This window comes from Siminovitchia thermophila, assembly GCF_016909185.1.
Lineage (GTDB): Bacteria > Bacillota > Bacilli > Bacillales > Bacillaceae_C > Siminovitchia > Siminovitchia thermophila.
The window spans coordinates 12,750-30,607 of sequence record NZ_JAFBFH010000035.1; the positions used below are offsets into that span (position 1 = coordinate 12,750).

18 protein-coding genes and 1 other annotated feature are annotated in these 17,858 nt (G+C 45.1%); all 18 genes read left to right on the forward strand.

Annotated features, from left to right (window positions below; translation table 11 throughout):
* The 18 genes from JOC94_RS18730 to fusA all read left to right on the forward strand — a co-directional run bounded on the left by JOC94_RS18730 (window position 1) and on the right by fusA (window position 17,846).
* Window positions 1-432, forward strand: coding sequence for a Mini-ribonuclease 3 (locus tag JOC94_RS18730; protein WP_205180084.1), 432 nt, complete (start codon window positions 1-3; stop codon window positions 430-432).
* Window positions 429-1,172 carry a 23S rRNA (guanosine(2251)-2'-O)-methyltransferase RlmB gene (rlmB, locus tag JOC94_RS18735; protein ID WP_205180086.1) on the forward strand — a complete coding sequence of 248 codons (744 nt, stop codon included), beginning with the start codon at window positions 429-431 and terminating at the stop codon, window positions 1,170-1,172. Before JOC94_RS18730 ends, rlmB begins: the two co-directional genes overlap by 4 nt.
* A gap of 4 nt (window positions 1,173-1,176) precedes the next feature.
* Window positions 1,177-1,686, forward strand: a complete 510-nt coding sequence (locus tag JOC94_RS18740) for an NYN domain-containing protein (RefSeq protein ID WP_077111527.1) — start codon at window positions 1,177-1,179, stop codon at window positions 1,684-1,686.
* A 4-nt stretch (window positions 1,687-1,690) separates the two neighbouring features.
* Window positions 1,691-2,407 (forward strand): RNA polymerase sporulation sigma factor SigH, encoded by a 717-nt coding sequence (gene sigH, locus JOC94_RS18745; RefSeq protein WP_408021936.1) that lies wholly within the window; start codon window positions 1,691-1,693, stop codon window positions 2,405-2,407.
* A 102-nt stretch (window positions 2,408-2,509) separates the two neighbouring features.
* Window positions 2,510-2,659, forward strand: coding sequence for a 50S ribosomal protein L33 (gene rpmG / locus JOC94_RS18750; protein ID WP_077111529.1), 150 nt, complete (start codon window positions 2,510-2,512; stop codon window positions 2,657-2,659).
* Window positions 2,660-2,690: 31 nt separating this feature from the next.
* Window positions 2,691-2,876: a preprotein translocase subunit SecE gene (gene secE, locus JOC94_RS18755; RefSeq protein ID WP_077111530.1), complete on the forward strand. Its 186-nt coding sequence runs from the start codon at window positions 2,691-2,693 to the stop codon at window positions 2,874-2,876.
* 154 nt (window positions 2,877-3,030) lie between these two features.
* On the forward strand, window positions 3,031-3,564 hold the full coding sequence (gene nusG, locus JOC94_RS18760; RefSeq protein WP_077111531.1) for a transcription termination/antitermination protein NusG: 534 nt from the start codon (window positions 3,031-3,033) through the stop codon (window positions 3,562-3,564).
* Between the two features lie 131 nt (window positions 3,565-3,695).
* Window positions 3,696-4,121, forward strand: a complete 426-nt coding sequence (gene rplK, locus JOC94_RS18765; protein ID WP_139345628.1) for a 50S ribosomal protein L11 — start codon at window positions 3,696-3,698, stop codon at window positions 4,119-4,121.
* Window positions 4,122-4,210: 89 nt separating this feature from the next.
* Window positions 4,211-4,912, forward strand: a complete 702-nt coding sequence (rplA, locus tag JOC94_RS18770) for a 50S ribosomal protein L1 (protein ID WP_077111533.1) — start codon at window positions 4,211-4,213, stop codon at window positions 4,910-4,912.
* A 46-nt stretch (window positions 4,913-4,958) separates the two neighbouring features.
* Window positions 4,959-5,106 (forward strand) — a sequence feature (ribosomal protein L10 leader region).
* A 31-nt stretch (window positions 5,107-5,137) separates the two neighbouring features.
* Window positions 5,138-5,638 carry a 50S ribosomal protein L10 gene (rplJ, locus tag JOC94_RS18775; RefSeq protein WP_077111534.1) on the forward strand — a complete coding sequence of 167 codons (501 nt, stop codon included), beginning with the start codon at window positions 5,138-5,140 and terminating at the stop codon, window positions 5,636-5,638.
* 148 nt (window positions 5,639-5,786) lie between these two features.
* Window positions 5,787-6,152, forward strand: coding sequence for a 50S ribosomal protein L7/L12 (rplL, locus tag JOC94_RS18780; RefSeq protein WP_077111535.1), 366 nt, complete (start codon window positions 5,787-5,789; stop codon window positions 6,150-6,152).
* 68 nt (window positions 6,153-6,220) lie between these two features.
* On the forward strand, window positions 6,221-6,823 hold the full coding sequence (locus JOC94_RS18785) for a class I SAM-dependent methyltransferase (RefSeq protein ID WP_077111536.1): 603 nt from the start codon (window positions 6,221-6,223) through the stop codon (window positions 6,821-6,823).
* 246 nt (window positions 6,824-7,069) lie between these two features.
* Window positions 7,070-10,624 (forward strand): DNA-directed RNA polymerase subunit beta, encoded by a 3,555-nt coding sequence (gene rpoB / locus JOC94_RS18790; RefSeq protein WP_077111537.1) that lies wholly within the window; start codon window positions 7,070-7,072, stop codon window positions 10,622-10,624.
* 55 nt (window positions 10,625-10,679) lie between these two features.
* Complete coding sequence (gene rpoC, locus JOC94_RS18795; protein ID WP_205180088.1) at window positions 10,680-14,279, forward strand: DNA-directed RNA polymerase subunit beta'; 3,600 nt, start codon at window positions 10,680-10,682, stop codon at window positions 14,277-14,279.
* 142 nt (window positions 14,280-14,421) lie between these two features.
* Window positions 14,422-14,670, forward strand: a complete 249-nt coding sequence (locus tag JOC94_RS18800) for a 50S ribosomal protein L7ae-like protein (protein ID WP_077111539.1) — start codon at window positions 14,422-14,424, stop codon at window positions 14,668-14,670.
* Between the two features lie 105 nt (window positions 14,671-14,775).
* Complete coding sequence (gene rpsL / locus JOC94_RS18805) at window positions 14,776-15,195, forward strand: 30S ribosomal protein S12 (RefSeq protein ID WP_077111540.1); 420 nt, start codon at window positions 14,776-14,778, stop codon at window positions 15,193-15,195.
* 47 nt (window positions 15,196-15,242) lie between these two features.
* Entirely contained in the window at window positions 15,243-15,713 is a 471-nt protein-coding gene (gene rpsG, locus JOC94_RS18810; RefSeq protein WP_077111541.1) for a 30S ribosomal protein S7, read from the forward strand.
* Between the two features lie 57 nt (window positions 15,714-15,770).
* Window positions 15,771-17,846 carry an elongation factor G gene (fusA, locus tag JOC94_RS18815; RefSeq protein ID WP_077111542.1) on the forward strand — a complete coding sequence of 692 codons (2,076 nt, stop codon included), beginning with the start codon at window positions 15,771-15,773 and terminating at the stop codon, window positions 17,844-17,846.
* Window positions 17,847-17,858: the final 12 nt, after the last annotated feature.

Genomic DNA, 17,858 nt, shown 5'->3' on the forward strand with positions numbered 1-17,858 from the left:
ATGATGCAGCTCCCGCAGCTAAATATAGATTATAAACAACTAAACAGCCTGGCTCTTGCCTATATGGGGGATGCTATTTACGACGTATTTATCAGACGGCACTTGATTGCAAGCGGAAAAACAAGGCCTCATCGGCTTCATTCAGAAGCCACCCGCTTCGTGTCAGCAAAAGCGCAGGCCGCCACGTTGAAAACCTTGGTCGATAATGGATGCCTGAGGGAACAGGAATTAGAGATCATCAGACGCGGCCGAAACGCCAAGTCTGGAACAATCCCGAAAAACACCGATGTCCAAACATACAGGCACAGCACGGCTTTTGAAGCGCTAATCGGATGGCTGTATTTGGCGGATGAGCGGGAGCGGCTTTTTGAAATTGTCCAAATGGCCATCAAGAGTGTTGAAAAAGAGAAAAAAGGAGGCGGCCTGGCATGAGCGGGCAATGGATTGCCGGAAAAAACCCAGTTTTGGAAGCTTTAAAATCCGGTCGCGATATGCATAAAATTTGGATTGCCGAAGGCTCCCAAAAAGGGCAGATGAGGCCAATCATCCAACTAGCAAATGAAAAAAAGGTCCAGATTCAATTTGTTCCAAAACAAAAACTAGATCAAATGACAAAAGAAAATCACCAAGGTGTCATCGCTGAAGTGGCCGCTTATCAATATGCGGAGATTGACGACTTGTTTAAGCGTGCGGAAGAAAAAGGTGAAGATCCTTTTTTTCTCATCTTGGATGAACTGGAGGATCCACATAATTTGGGGTCCATTTTAAGGACAGCCGATGCAGCGGGGGTCCACGGCATCATCATTCCGAAAAGGCGGGCGGTTGGCTTGACCGCCACGGTGGCCAAGCTCTCAACTGGTGCGATTGAGCATGTGCCGGTCGCCCGTGTAACGAATATCGCTCGTACGATTGATGAGTTGAAAGACCGCGGGGTTTGGGTGTTTGGAACAGAAGCAAAGAAGAGTCAAGATTACCGCATGATGGATGCCTCTCTTCCTCTTGCGCTCGTCATTGGAAGTGAAGGAAGAGGAATAGGCCGCCTTGTAAAGGAAAAATGTGACTTTTTCATTCATTTGCCAATGGCTGGGCATGTCACTTCATTGAATGCTTCAGTGGCGGCCGCTTTGCTAATGTATGAAGTATACCGGAAGCGACAGCCGCTGCGGGGGTGAAGGAATGGACATCCTTATTGTTGACGGTTACAACATGATCGGAGCATGGCCTGAACTCATTGAATTAAAAAAGAAGGATCTTGCAGCGGCCCGGGACCGGCTTATTGAATTGCTGGCTGATTATCAGGGGTTTACCGGTTTGAAAGTCATTGTCGTCTTTGATGCTTACCATGTACGCGGCAATGAAAAGAAATACTTGAACCATAAGGTGGAGGTCATTTATACAAAATCGGAAGAAACCGCAGATGAGAGAATAGAAAAGCTGGCGATGGAGCTACATCATATCCGCAATAAAATTTACGTGGCGACGTCCGATTTTACAGAGCAATGGGTGATTTTTGGTCAGGGAGCCTTGCGCATTTCCGCTAGGGAACTGTTAAAAGAAATAGAAGATACCGAGCGAAAAATAGAAAGCAGAATCGAAAAAACTCGAGTTCAAGCACCAACTGGAAAAATCATTCTTAGTCAAGATCTGACAGAAATCTTCGAAAAGTGGCGGCGGGGAAAAAAATGACCAGTTGACGTTAGAATTTTCAGTCATGTATAATATTTCTAATCGACGGTTTAAAGGACGGGGGATAAGAGTGATCTCATACATGAAAATTGATCAAGATGTCGGGTTCGATTTGCTAGAAGATGAGGCTTTAATAGAATTAGTCCACAAAGGAGAAAGCGAAGCACTTGATTACCTTATCAAAAAATATCGTAACTTCGTCAGGGCTAAAGCGCGCTCTTATTTTCTAATAGGAGCGGACAGTGAAGATATTATTCAGGAAGGTATGATCGGTCTTTACAAAGCAATTAGGGATTATAAGGAAGAAAAGCTCACCTCGTTTAAAGCTTTTGCGGAGCTATGTATTACACGGCAAATTATTACCGCTATCAAAACTGCCACTCGTCAAAAACATATTCCACTTAACTCCTACGTTTCCTTGGACAAGCCAATTTATGATGAAGATTCTGACCGTACGCTGATGGACGTTATTTCTGGCGCCAAAAATATGGATCCCGAAGAGTTGCTCATTCATCGGGAGAAGTTTAATAGTATTGAAGATAAAATGACCGAGCTTTTAAGCGATCTTGAGAGAAAAGTGCTGGCGCTTTATTTGGATGGAAGGACATATCAGGAAATCTCTGATGAACTCGACCGTCACGTAAAGTCGATAGACAATGCTCTTCAAAGAGTCAAACGGAAGCTGGAACGCTATATGGAATTGCGTGAAATTAGTCTGTAAAAACTCTGTAAAAACTCTGTAAAACCCGGCTGTCATGTTGACAGCCTTATTTCTCTATGGTATTTTTTATGAGATATATCGAGATTATAGGTGCTATCATACATGAAGAAAAAAATCACATTGGCCTGCACCGAGTGCGGCTTGCGAAACTATACCACGGACAATTCAAAAGACGGTTCAGACAAGCGGTTAACATTGAAGAAGCATTGCCGGCATTGCAACGCCCACACGCTTCATCAAGAAACGAAGTAATCCGTCGCATTTCATGTTGGAGGTTTGATCCATGTCAAGCATAACTCAATTTTTCCGTAACGTCAGCTCAGAGATGAGAAAAGTAAGCTGGCCGAAGCGGAAAGAACTTACGGGATATACCATCACCGTTATTTCAACTGTTATTATACTTGCCTTATTTTTTGCCGGTATTGATCTAGTCATTTCCAAATCGATTCGCCTTATTCTCGATTTATAAATAATTAATCGATAAACTGTATATAAGCAAACACCGCATGGTATAATGTTATCAATCCTATATTGCACCGTACATCAAAGCCCGATCGACGGGTTTTTTCATTTGGCTTACATTTTACAATTAATAGGGAGGGAAGGACGAACAGTCCTAATCCATGGAAAAAAATTGGTATGTTGTCCACACTTATTCGGGATACGAGAATAAGGTAAAGGCAAATTTGGAAAAAAGGGTAGAATCTATGGGGATGCAAGACAAGATTTTCCGTGTCATCGTTCCCGAAGATGAAGAAACGGCCATGAAAAACGGCAAAAAGAAAACAGTCAAGAAAAAAGTTTTTCCCGGTTATGTGCTCGTGGAAATTATTATGACGGATGACTCATGGTATGTTGTTCGGAACACTCCGGGTGTGACGGGGTTTGTCGGTTCTGCTGGTTCAGGATCAAAGCCGACGCCGCTGTTGCCTGAAGAAATCAACTATATATTAAAGAGAATGGGCCTCGAAAAGACCCAGGTTGATGTCCAGTTTGAACAAGGGGAAACGGTTACGGTAAAAGAAGGCCCGTTTGCCAGTTATACTGGAAAGATAGAGTCATTGGATCAAGATAAGGGGAAAGCGAGAGTTCTTGTCAACATGTTTGGCAGGGAAACGCCCGTGGAACTCGATTTTACCCAAATTGAAAAAATATGATTTTCAACAGCTTGAATTTTGCTGTTAAAAGTGGTAATATTCTTTAGGTTAGTCTGTCTTTAAAAAGACAGCTTTATGAGTGGGAGGGGAAAACCCTATTACCACATCACGGACTTAAGGAGGTGTGTCTCGTGGCTAAAAAAGTCATTAAGGTTGTTAAATTGCAAATCCCTGCTGGAAAAGCGAATCCCGCACCGCCAGTCGGACCGGCGCTCGGTCAGGCAGGTGTGAACATCATGGGCTTCTGTAAAGAGTTTAACGCCCGTACACAAGATCAAGCAGGACTTATTATTCCTGTTGAAATCACAGTGTTTGAGGATCGTTCTTTTACATTCATTACAAAAACTCCACCGGCGGCTGTTTTGCTTAAAAAAGCAGCAGGTATCGACTCTGGTTCCGGTGAACCAAACAAGAATACGGTGGCTGTCATTAAACGTGATAAAGTGAGAGAAATCGCTGAATTAAAAATGCCGGATTTAAATGCGGCGAATGTGGAAGCGGCAATGCTCATGGTTGAAGGCACTGCGCGCAGCATGGGAATCAAGATAGAAGACTGATTGTTGGTGGTTGCAGGATTTTATATCAATCTGCAACCTTCTTCGTGGGAGGTTATTCCGCTATAACCACAATATAGGAGGATATTATAATGGCTAAAAAAGGCAAGAAATATATTGAAGCTTTAAAGCTTGTCGACCGTTCAAAAGCTTATGCAGTTTCCGAAGCGATTGAACTCGTCAAAAAAACAGATCATGCAAAATTTGACGCGACAGTAGAAGTGGCATTCCGCCTCGGGGTAGACCCGAAAAAAGCGGATCAGCAAATTCGCGGTGCTGTTGTACTGCCTAACGGCACTGGTAAAACGCAACGTGTGCTCGTCTTTGCCAAAGGCGAAAAAGCGAAGGAAGCAGAAGCTGCTGGAGCTGATTATGTCGGAGACGCAGAATACATCAATAAAATCAACCAAGGCTGGCTCGACTTTGATGTCGTTGTCGCAACGCCTGATATGATGGGTGAAGTGGGCAAACTTGGACGCACACTCGGTCCCAAAGGCTTAATGCCTAACCCGAAAACAGGAACTGTTACATTTGATGTAGGCAAAGCGGTTAATGAAATCAAAGCGGGTAAAGTAGAGTATCGTTTGGATAAAGCTGGGATTATCCACGTTCCAATCGGCAAAGTGTCCTTTGATTCCGCCAAATTGGAAGAAAACTTCGTTACCATTTTTGACACGCTCTTAAAAGCGAAGCCGGCTGCCGCCAAAGGCACTTACATGAAAAATGTAACGATCACTTCGACAATGGGCCCTGGCATTAAAATTGACCCGACATCTGTTTCTGTCAAAGCATAAGTTGACAATAAACAGTGAATTTGGTAGAATATTTTTGCTGAAAAATTGAATGAAAACATTTGTACCGTAGACAGCAGGTGCCGATAAGCTTAATTTCCTGCCGAGGTCATTGCGATATATTTTTTCAATCTGTCCGAAATGATTGAACGCATTGAAACCTCCAGTCTGCCGCTTGGAGGTTTTTTTATGGTATAAATGTTCATCTGAACTTTGGGAGGTGTAAAGGTGAGCAAAGTAATTGAACAAAAGAAACAAATAGTTGATGAAATTACCGAGAAATTAAAAGCGAGTGTATCTACAGTCATTGTTGACTACCGCGGATTGAACGTTGCCGAAGTAACAGAACTTCGCAAACAGTTGCGTGATGCTGGAGTCGAATATAAAGTTTATAAAAACTCAATGACTCGTCGTGCCGCAGAAGCTGCCGGTCTGGCTGAGCTAAATGAAACATTGGTTGGTCCGAATGCAATTGCGTTCAGTACAGAAGATGTTGTAACACCTGCGAAAATTTTAAATAATTTCGCAAAAGACCATGAAGCTCTGGAAATCAAAGCAGGGGTCATAGAAGGAAACATTGCTACTGTCGAAGACATTAAGGCACTTGCAAATCTTCCTTCCCGCGAAGGCTTACTTTCTATGTTGCTTAGCGTTCTTCAAGCTCCGGTTCGCAACCTCGCGCTTGCTACAAAAGCTGTTGCGGAGCAAAAAGAAGAGCAAGGTGCGTAAAAAAGTAAGGGCGCTTTGCGATCGGCGAAGCATTTTGCGTCAACCAGAGAGGTTATCATTAGGAACCTCATGAATGGAACCGCTGATAGCGCCAAGAAATGGGTACGGAATACAAACGATTTAAATCAAATGATGGAGGAAAAAAATCATGACGAAAGAACAAATTATTGAAGCTGTCAAAGAAATGACAGTTCTTGAATTAAATGAATTAGTAAAAGCCATTGAAGAAGAGTTTGGTGTAACAGCCGCTGCTCCAGTTGCTGTAGCGGGTGGAGCTGCTGCTGGTGAAGCTGCTGCTGAACAAACTGAGTTTGATGTAATCCTAGCAAACGCTGGAGGACAAAAAATCAAAGTAATCAAAGCGGTTCGTGAAATTACAGGTCTTGGCCTGAAAGAAGCGAAAGAGCTTGTTGATAACGCGCCTAAACCAGTCAAAGAAGGTGCATCTAAAGAAGAAGCAGAAGAACTGAAAGCGAAGCTTGAAGAAGCTGGAGCTGAAGTGGAAGTTAAGTAATGATTGTGTTGGGGAAAAGCTCGTCCATTTAAGGCGGGCTTTTTTCGCACGTTCACGGAGGTAGCCAAATGACGGATCATTATTATTCGCGCACGCCGGAAACGGAGAGTGAACCAACCGTTTGGACAGCGGTATTGCGAGGGCATAAATTTCACTTCCAAACAGACCGGGGTGTTTTTTCCAAAAATGAAGTCGATTTTGGTTCCAGGTTGCTCGTCGATTCTTTTTCCATGCCTGAAATAGAAGGGCCTTTGCTTGATGTCGGTTGCGGCTATGGTCCGATTGGATTGAGCATCGCAAAGGAGTATCCCGGAAGACATGTTCACATGATTGATGTAAACGAGCGGGCGCTCAGATTAGCCAAAGAGAATGCCCAAGCAAATCACATTGAAAATGTGAAAATATATGAGAGCTCCGGTTTTCAAAGTATACAGGAAAAAAACTTTGCCGCCATTTTGACGAATCCGCCTATTAGGGCCGGAAAGCAAGTCGTGTTTGCCATATTTGAAGGCAGTTTCTCTCATTTGGCGCCAGGCGGGGAGCTGTGGGTCGTGATCCAAAAGAAGCAAGGCGCACCTTCCACAAAAGTAAAATTAGAAGAGCTTTTTGGCGCTGTGGAAGTTGTCGCCAAGAAAAAAGGATATTTTATTTTTAAAGCAATAAAAATTTGATTCTTCACCACTTTTATGATAGCATTGTAAAATGCCAATATACTGTTCTCCATAAAATGGCCAAAAAGATAATTTTGACGTATAATCAATGGCTTTTATGGAAAAAATGAATAAATATAAGTTTGTCTCGGGTAAATTGTGGTTTTCAAAGCAAAACCATTTTTCTTTTTGTCTGATGATTTGTATCTTCCAGTCTTTTTGGTTGGAAATCAATCATTAAAATGCATGATTTGAGGGGTGAAACAGTTGACAGGTCAACTTGTTCAGTACGGACGGCACCGCAAACGCAGAAGCTTTGCCCGCATTAGTGAAGTATTGGAGCTGCCAAATCTAATTGAAATCCAATCTTCATCCTATCAATGGTTTCTTGATGAGGGCTTAAAGGAAATGTTTCAAGACATCTCCCCAATCGAAGACTTTGCCGGGAACTTATCTTTGGAATTTATTGATTATAGTCTCGGCGAACAGAAATACTCCGTAGAGGAAGCAAAAGAGCGTGATGCCACATACTCTGCGCCGCTTCGGGTCAAATTGCGCCTTTTAAATAAAGAAACAGGCGAAGTAAAAGACCAGGATGTCTTCATGGGTGACTTTCCGTTGATGACAGAAATGGGAACATTTATCATCAATGGAGCAGAACGTGTCATTGTTTCTCAGCTCGTTCGGTCACCGAGCGTTTATTATAGCGCCAAAATTGACAAAAACGGCAAAAAAGGGTTTACGGCCACGGTCATACCAAACCGCGGAGCATGGCTCGAGTATGAAACAGATGCAAAAGATGTAGTGTATGTCCGGATTGATCGGACAAGAAAATTGCCGGTAACGGTTCTTTTGCGCGCACTTGGTTTTGGTTCTGATCAAGAAATCATCGAACTAATCGGAGATAATGACTATTTAAGAAATACGCTTGAAAAAGACAATACGGAGAGCGTGGAAAAAGCGCTTCTCGAAATTTATGAACGCCTTCGTCCAGGCGAGCCCCCAACAGTGGAAAATGCCAAAAGCTTGCTGATCTCCCGTTTCTTTGATCCAAAAAGATACGACTTGGCGAATGTTGGACGTTATAAAATCAATAAAAAACTCCATATAAAGAACCGATTGTTCGGACAACGGCTCGCCGAAACGCTTGCCGATCCGGAAACAGGTGAAATCATCGCGGAAAAAGGAGCGATCCTTGACCGCCGCACGTTGGATAAATTGATCCCATTCCTTGAAAAGGGAGCAGGATTTAAAACATACAATAGTCATGGCGGCGTAGTGGAAGATGATATCATCGTGCAAACAGTTAAAATATATGCTCCTAACGATGACGAAGAAAAAGTCATTAATGTAATAGGAAATGCCTTTATTGAAGAAGAAATCAAAAATATTACGCCTGCCGATATTATTGCATCCATCAGCTATTTCTTTGATTTGCTGTATGGTGTCGGCGATACGGACGATATTGACCATTTGGGAAACCGGCGTTTAAGGTCTGTCGGAGAATTGCTTCAAAACCAATTCAGAATCGGTTTGTCCCGTATGGAGCGAGTTGTACGCGAGCGTATGTCCATACAGGACATTAATACGATCACCCCACAGCAATTAATCAATATACGCCCGGTCATTGCTTCTATTAAAGAATTTTTCGGAAGCTCCCAGTTATCACAATTCATGGACCAGACGAATCCGCTTGCGGAATTAACGCATAAGCGCAGGCTGTCGGCACTTGGACCAGGTGGTTTAACCCGTGAGCGTGCGGGCATGGAAGTCCGAGATGTCCACTATTCCCACTATGGACGCATGTGTCCGATTGAAACGCCTGAGGGCCCGAACATCGGCTTAATCAACTCGCTCTCCACTTATGCGAAAGTCAACCGCTTCGGTTTTATTGAAACACCGTACCGCCGGATCGATCCCGAGACGGGGCTTGTCACGGATCGCATTGATTATTTGACAGCCGATGAAGAGGACAACTACGTTGTTGCACAAGCAAATGCTCTACTGGATGAAAATGGCGCCTTTGTCAATGAGGAAGTGATTGCCCGTTTCCGTGGAGAAAATACAGTTGTTAAAAGAGAGCGTGTCGACTATATGGACGTCTCTCCAAAACAAGTTGTATCTGCTGCAACAGCGTGTATCCCGTTCTTGGAAAACGATGACTCCAACCGCGCGTTGATGGGTGCGAACATGCAGAGGCAAGCTGTTCCGCTTATGAAGCCGGAAGCTCCGCTTGTCGGAACTGGAATGGAATATGTTTCAGCAAAAGATTCGGGCGCGGCCGTTATTTGTAAACATGACGGCGTTGTCGAACATATTGAAGCGCGGGAAATCTGGGTGCGTCGCATTCAAACACTCGACGGCGTAGAAGTCAAAGGCGACCTTGATAAATATCGCCTGCTTAAGTTTATCCGTTCCAACCAGGGAACTTGTTACAATCAGCGCCCAATTGTAAGTGTCGGCGATCATGTAACGAAAGGCGAAATCCTTGCAGACGGACCTTCCATGGATCAAGGGGAACTCGCCCTTGGCCGCAACGTCCTAGTCGCATTCATGACATGGGAAGGCTACAACTATGAGGATGCCATTATTATGAGTGAACGTCTTGTAAAAGACGATGTATATACATCCATTCATATTGAAGAATATGAATCCGAGGCCCGCGATACGAAACTTGGCCCCGAAGAAATGACAAGAGACATTCCAAATGTTGGGGAAGAGGCTCTTAAAAATCTCGATGAACGCGGTATTATCCGCATTGGTGCGGAAGTCAAAGACGGCGATTTGCTCGTCGGCAAGGTGACCCCAAAAGGCGTTACCGAATTAACCGCTGAGGAACGCCTCCTTCATGCCATTTTTGGGGAGAAAGCGCGTGAAGTCCGCGATACGTCACTCAGAGTACCGCACGGCGGAGGCGGGATTGTTCTTGATGTAAAAGTTTTCAACCGTGAAGACGGTGACGAATTGGCTCCTGGAGTAAACCAGCTTGTTAGAGTGTACATTGTCCAGAAGAGAAAGATCTCCGAAGGAGATAAAATGGCTGGACGCCACGGAAACAAAGGGGTCATTTCCCGAATATTGCCTGAAGAGGATATGCCGTTTATGCCTGACGGCACCCCAGTGGATGTCATGCTTAACCCGCTCGGAGTTCCATCAAGGATGAACATCGGACAAGTATTGGAACTACACCTGGGAATGGCGGCAAGAAATCTCGGCCTGCACATGGCTTCACCCGTTTTTGATGGAGCCACTGAAGAAGACGTTTGGGATACGATTGAAGAAGCCGGTATGGCTTCTGACGCAAAAACAGTCCTATACGATGGAAGGACGGGAGAACCGTTTGATACGAGAGTTTCCGTCGGTGTCATGTATATGCTGAAATTGGCTCACATGGTTGACGACAAACTGCATGCCCGTTCCACCGGGCCATACTCACTCGTTACACAGCAGCCGCTCGGCGGTAAGGCCCAATTTGGCGGCCAGCGTTTCGGCGAGATGGAAGTATGGGCACTGGAAGCATATGGAGCTGCTTATACGCTTCAGGAAATCTTGACAGTCAAGTCCGACGATGTTGTCGGTCGCGTTAAAACATATGAGGCAATTGTTAAGGGGGAGAATGTACCGGAACCGGGCGTCCCTGAATCATTCAAAGTATTGATCAAAGAATTGCAAAGCCTCGGAATGGACGTCAAAATTTTATCGGGTGACGAACAGGAGATTGAAATGCGCGAGCTTGAGGATGAAGATGACGTTCATCAAGCAGATACGTTAAACATTGCCCCGGAAACCAAAGTGGAAGAAACAGCTGCGACAAAGGAATAATCAATTCGTCAAGGCAATAAGGGTTAAACCTGATAGGAAAAGGGAGGTAGGCTCCTTGTTGGATGTAAACAATTTTGAGTATATGAAAATAGGCCTTGCTTCACCAGATAAGATTCGTTCATGGTCGTATGGGGAAGTGAAAAAGCCGGAAACGATCAACTATAGAACACTTAAGCCAGAAAAAGACGGCCTTTTCTGTGAGCGTATTTTCGGACCGACGAAGGATTGGGAGTGTCATTGCGGTAAATACAAGCGTGTACGTTACAAAGGCGTTGTTTGTGATCGGTGCGGCGTTGAAGTAACAAGGGCGAAAGTTCGCCGCGAGCGCATGGGCCATATTGAGCTCGCCGCTCCCGTCTCTCACATTTGGTATTTTAAAGGGATTCCGAGCCGAATGGGGCTTCTCCTTGATATGTCACCAAGAGCGTTGGAAGAAATTATTTACTTCGCATCTTATGTTGTGACAGATCCGGGAGATACGACTCTAGAAAAGAAACAACTTTTATCTGAAAGGGAATACCGTGCGTACCGTGAAAAATATGGAACGCAATTCCATGCATCCATGGGCGCAGAAGCGATCAAAAAGCTTTTGCAGGATATCGATCTTGACAAAGAAGTGGATCAACTAAAAGAAGAGCTGAAAACGGCGCAGGGCCAGCGTCGTACGCGCGCCATCAGGCGTCTTGAGGTACTGGAAGCTTTTCGACATTCCGGAAATCATCCGGACTGGATGGTGCTCGATGTGCTACCGGTTATTCCTCCTGAACTGCGCCCCATGGTGCAGCTGGAGGGCGGCCGCTTTGCAACTTCAGATTTGAACGATTTATACCGGCGGGTTATTAACCGAAATAATCGCCTAAAACGGCTATTAGATTTGGGCGCTCCGGGTATTATCGTACAAAATGAAAAGCGGATGCTTCAAGAAGCGGTAGATGCTTTGATTGACAACGGCCGAAGAGGGCGCCCGGTAACGGGGCCTGGAAACCGCCCGCTTAAATCACTTTCCCACATGTTGAAAGGAAAGCAAGGACGTTTTCGTCAAAACTTGCTCGGTAAGCGTGTTGACTACTCAGGACGTTCGGTTATTGTTGTAGGCCCGAACCTGAAAATGTACCAGTGCGGGCTTCCGAAAGAAATGGCTCTTGAACTGTTCAAACCTTTTGTCATGAAAGAGCTTGTGGAAAAAGGTCTTGCACACAATATAAAAAGCGCAAAACGCAAAATCGAACGAGTTCATCCCGAGGTTTGGGATGTACTTGAGGAAGTAATTCGGGAACATCCGGTTCTATTGAACCGCGCGCCGACATTACACAGACTTGGAATCCAAGCATTTGAGCCGACACTTGTAGAAGGCAGAGCTATTCGCCTTCACCCACTTGTTTGTACGGCTTACAATGCGGACTTTGATGGCGACCAAATGGCTGTACACGTGCCGCTTTCGGCTGAAGCGCAGGCTGAAGCAAGGTTGCTGATGCTCGCGGCCCAAAACATCCTGAATCCAAGGGACGGAAAACCGGTCGTTACGCCATCACAAGACATGGTTCTCGGCAACTATTATTTGACACTTGAGCGTGAAGGTGCCATGGGCGAAGGAATGATTTTTACCGATCAGAATGAGGCGCTTCTTGCGTACCATAACGGTTACGTACATCTTCATTCCCGGATCGCCATTCATGCCGAGGCGCTGAAGAACGAAAGGTTTACAGACGAACAGCGTAAGAAATTGCTTATTACAACTGTCGGGAAAGTCATTTTCAACGAGATTTTACCACCTTCGTTCCCGTTCATTAACGAACCGACGATCGAGAATTTGGAAGGAAATACCCCTGACAAATACTTTGTTTCTCCAACAGAGAACGTTCGTGAATATATTAAAAAGCAACCGATCGTGCAGCCGTTCAAGAAAAAAATACTCGGTAACATCATTTCGGAAATCTTTAAGAGATTCAAGATTACCGAAACCTCCAAAATGCTTGACCGGATGAAGAATCTCGGCTTCAGATATTCTACAAAAGCCGGAATTACTGTTGGTGTTTCTGACATTGTTGTTTTGGCAGAAAAAGAGACGATTTTGGAAGAGGCTCAAAAGAAAGTCGATAATGTCATGAAGCAATTCAAGCGTGGTTTGATTACAGATGAAGAGCGCTATGACCGTGTTATTTCCATTTGGAGCGCAGCGAAAGACGATATACAAGATAAATTGATGGAATCTCTTGATAACCTGAACCCGATCTACATGATGAGTGATTCCGGTGCCCGTGGTAACCCGTCCAACTTTACCCAGCTGGCAGGAATGCGCGGGCTGATGGCGAACCCGGCTGGACGAATCATTGAACTTCCGATCAAATCAAGCTTCCGTGAAGGATTGACGGTACTCGAGTACTTTATTTCAACACACGGAGCTCGTAAAGGTTTGGCGGATACAGCGCTTAAGACTGCCGACTCCGGATACTTGACAAGGCGTCTCGTCGATGTAGCTCAAGACGTCATTGTTCGTGAGGATGACTGTGGAACAGACCGCGGACTTCTCGTAGGGGCACTAAAAGACGGATCCGAAGAAATTGAGTCCCTGGAAGAGAGGTTGATTGGCCGCTTTTCTCGCAAGAAGATCGTTCATCCTGAAACAGGAGAAGTCATCATGAGAGAAAATACGTTGATTACCGAGGATTCGGCCAAGGAAATCGTCAACGCAGGCATTGAAAAAGTATGGATTCGCTCTGCATTTACGTGTAACACGCGCCACGGTGTATGTAAAAAATGTTATGGCCGCAACCTGGCCACCGGTTCTGTTGTTGATGTGGGAGAAGCGGTCGGAATCATCGCTGCCCAATCGATTGGTGAGCCTGGTACCCAGCTAACAATGAGAACATTCCATACCGGGGGTGTGGCGGGGGACGATATCACGCAAGGTCTTCCTCGTATTCAAGAGTTGTTTGAAGCGAGAAATCCGAAAGGGCAGGCGGTTATCTCGGAAATCAGCGGCGTTGTTACTGCCATTAACGAAGGTCGTGACCGTCAGCACGAAATCGTCGTCCAAGGCGAAATCGAAAGCAAAACGTACAATGCTCCTTATACGGCCCGCTTGAGTGTTGCCGTCAATGATCGCGTGGAGCGAGGGCAGGAATTGACTGAAGGGTCGATTGATCCTAAAGAACTTCTGCGCGCGCGCGATGTTGCCGCAGTACAAGAATATCTGTTGCTTGAAGTACAAAAGGTTTACCGTATGCAAGGTGTTGAAATTGGGGATAAGCATATTGAGGTAATGGTGCGGCAAATGCTCCGCAAAGTCAGAGTAACCGACGCAGGGGATACAGACGTACTGCCTGGAACGCTTCTTGACATTCATCAGTTTACAGATGCAAATGAAAAAGCCCTCTTGGAAGGGAAAACGCCGGCAATCGGCCGTCCGATTTTGCTTGGTATTACGAAAGCATCACTTGAAACTGATTCATTCTTGTCTGCCGCTTCCTTCCAGGAAACGACACGAGTCCTGACCGATGCCGCCATCAAAGGCAAGCGGGATGAACTGCTCGGGTTAAAAGAAAATGTCATTATTGGAAAACTCGTTCCTGCAGGAACAGGCATGCAGCGTTACAGGAAAGCAAGAGCCGTAGTTGAGGAGCGGGAAGAAACAGTAAACGTGGAATCACAATAATCAATAACAACAATCCGCCAGCTTTCAGGCTGGCGGGTTATATCAATAAATTTCTCTGATTTATGTTGACATTGAAAATATCAGATGATAATATATTCAAGGTGATCCTATCATTAACCTGTTACTTTGGAGGATATACACATTGTCTTATGAAAAAGTGTCACAGGCTACAAATGTAATTATAGGAACAAAGCAAACGTTGAGAGCTCTGAAGTCCGGACACGTGATTGAAGTAATTGTCGCCGAGGATGCAGATCCGCGCATCATCGGAAACATCATTCAAACCGCCAACGAAGCGAATGTGCCCGTTACAAAAGTCGACTCGATGAAACGGTTGGGCAAAGCGTGCGGAATTGAAGTGGGAGCGGCAACCGTTGCTATTACTCACTAATGGTGTTTTTGCAGGAAACCAATATCTGCAAAAACTTGTTTTTTGCCTAAAAAAGAACCACCTGGATGTGTGGGACTAGTAAAATCATGAAAGGAGGAGCAAACAGTGCCTACAATCAATCAATTGGTTCGTAAGCCAAGAAAGTCTAAAGTAACTACTTCTGACTCTCCTGCGCTGAATAAAGGATACAACAGCTTTAAGAAAACAACGACTGACGTATCATCCCCTCAAAAACGCGGTGTATGTACTCGTGTAGGAACAATGACGCCTAAAAAGCCGAACTCTGCACTTCGTAAATATGCCCGTGTCCGTTTGACTAATGGAATTGAGGTAACTGCATACATTCCTGGAATAGGGCATAACCTGCAAGAACACAGCGTTGTGTTGATCCGCGGCGGACGTGTTAAAGACTTGCCAGGTGTACGTTACCATATTGTACGCGGTGCTCTTGACACTGCTGGCGTGGAAAACCGTGCACAAAGCCGTTCGAAATACGGAACAAAACGCCCTAAAGACAAAAAATAATCGATCATTCTACAATGTTTTAACGAATCGCGAAAGGAGGAAACTCAATGCCACGTAAAGGATCTGTTCCCAAGAGGGATGTTCTCCCTGATCCGATCTATAACTCTAAGCTTGTTACTCGTTTGATCAACAAACTTATGATAGACGGAAAAAGAGGAAAAGCACAGTCTATCCTATATTCAGCATTCGATATTGTTCAAGAAAAATCCGGCAAAGACCCAATGGAAGTGTTTGAACAGGCGCTTAAAAACATCATGCCTGTATTGGAAGTAAGAGCTCGCCGTGTTGGTGGCGCCAACTACCAAGTGCCGATAGAAGTACGCCCAGAGCGCCGATCTACGCTTGGATTGCGCTGGTTAGTAAACTACGCCCGCCTTCGTGGAGAAAAAACAATGGAAGAGCGTTTGGCGAATGAAATTCTTGATGCTGCCAACAACAGCGGCGCTTCAGTTAAAAAGCGTGAAGACACTCATAAAATGGCGGAAGCGAACAGAGCGTTTGCTCATTATCGCTGGTAAGCATAAAAAGATTTTTACCACTAATCATTTATACATTCCAGGAAGGAGAAATACGAGATGCCTAGAGAGTTCTCCTTAGAAAAGACTCGTAATATCGGAATCATGGCTCACATTGATGCCGGTAAAACAACAACAACAGAGCGCATACTTTTCTATACGGGACGCATTCATAAAGTGGGTGAGACTCACGAAGGTGCCTCGCAAATGGACTGGATGGAGCAGGAACAGGAACGCGGTATTACGATTACATCCGCTGCTACAACGGCAGAGTGGAAAGGTTACCGTGTCAACATTATCGATACTCCTGGCCACGTAGACTTCACAGTTGAAGTTGAACGTTCTTTGCGGGTCCTTGATGGCGCCGTAACTGTTCTTGACGCCCAGTCAGGTGTCGAGCCGCAAACAGAAACAGTTTGGCGGCAGGCGACAACTTACGGTGTACCACGTATCGTCTTTGTAAATAAAATGGACAAAATTGGCGCTGACTTTGAGTATGCGATCAAAACAATCCATGACCGATTACAGGCAAATGCCCATGCAATTCAGCTTCCTATAGGTGCAGAAGACAATTTTAGGGGTATAGTGGACCTTGTGGAAATGAAGGCGTGGATTTATGAAGGCGACGTGCTAGATGCAACCGAATCTGAAATTCCTGATGACTTGAAAGATAAAGCAGAGGAAATGCGCGCCAACTTAATAGAAGCCGTATCCGATTTTGATGAAGAACTCATGATGAAATATCTTGAGGGCGAAGAAATTACGACTGAAGAGTTGAAAGCAGCTATTCGTGCTGCAACACTAAAAGTTGAATTCTATCCTGTTCTTTGCGGAACAGCCTTCAAAAATAAGGGCGTTCAGCCAGTTCTTGATGCAGTTATTGACTACTTGCCAGCTCCTACGGATATCGAGTCCATTAAAGGAATTGTGCCGGGAACGGAGGAAGAGGTAGAGCGTCATGCCGATGACAACGAACCTTTTTCCGCTCTTGCATTTAAAGTCATGACAGACCCATATGTAGGACGCCTTACATTCTTCCGGGTATATTCCGGAACGCTTGAGTCCGGCTCTTACGTTCAAAACTCAACAAAAGGCAAACGCGAACGGATCGGACGCATCCTGCAAATGCATGCGAACCACCGTGAAGAAATTTCAACTGCTTACAGCGGTGATATTGCCGCGGCAGTAGGCTTAAAAGATACGAGCACAGGCGACACTCTTTGTGACGAGAAAAACCTCGTTATCTTGGAGTCCATGGAATTCCCAGAGCCGGTCATTGAAGTTGCGATCGAACCCAAGTCAAAGGCCGATCAAGACAAAATGGGCGCTGCTCTTGCCAAACTTCAAGAAGAGGACCCGACTTTCCGTGCAGAAACGAACCCTGAGACAGGCCAAGTTATTATTGCCGGAATGGGTGAGCTTCACCTTGACATTATCGTTGACCGCTTAAAGCGGGAGTTTAAAGTTGAAGCAAATGTTGGTGCGCCGCAAGTTTCTTATCGTGAAACTTTCCGTTCCACAGCTCAAGTGGAAGGAAAATTTGTACGCCAATCTGGTGGACGCGGCCAGTACGGGCACGTCTGGATCGAGTTTTCACCGCTTGAAGAAGGCGAAGGCTTTGAATTTGAAAATGCCATCGTCGGGGGTGTTGTTCCTCGTGAATATATTCCAGCGGTTCAGGCCGGCCTGGAAGATGCGATGAGCAACGGAATTTTGGCGGGATACCCGCTCATCGACATAAAAGCCAAATTGTACGATGGTTCATACCACGATGTTGACTCAAGTGAAATGGCCTTTAAAATCGCAGCTTCACTCGCTTTAAGAAATGCTGCGAAAAAATGTAACCCGGTTATCTTGGAACCAATCATGAAAGTTGAAGTCATTGTACCTGAAGAATATCTAGGTGATATTATGGGTGACGTTACTTCCCGCCGCGGCCGTGTTGAAGGAATGGAAGCAAGAGGAAATGCACAGGTTGTAAGAGCATTTGTCCCTCTTTCCGAAATGTTCGGATATGCGACAACCCTTCGTTCTAACACACAAGGGCGTGGAACGTATACAATGCACTTTGATCACTATGAAGAAGTACCTAAATCAATTGCTGAAGAGATTATCAAAAAAAATAGCGGTGAATAATTGATTTTACAA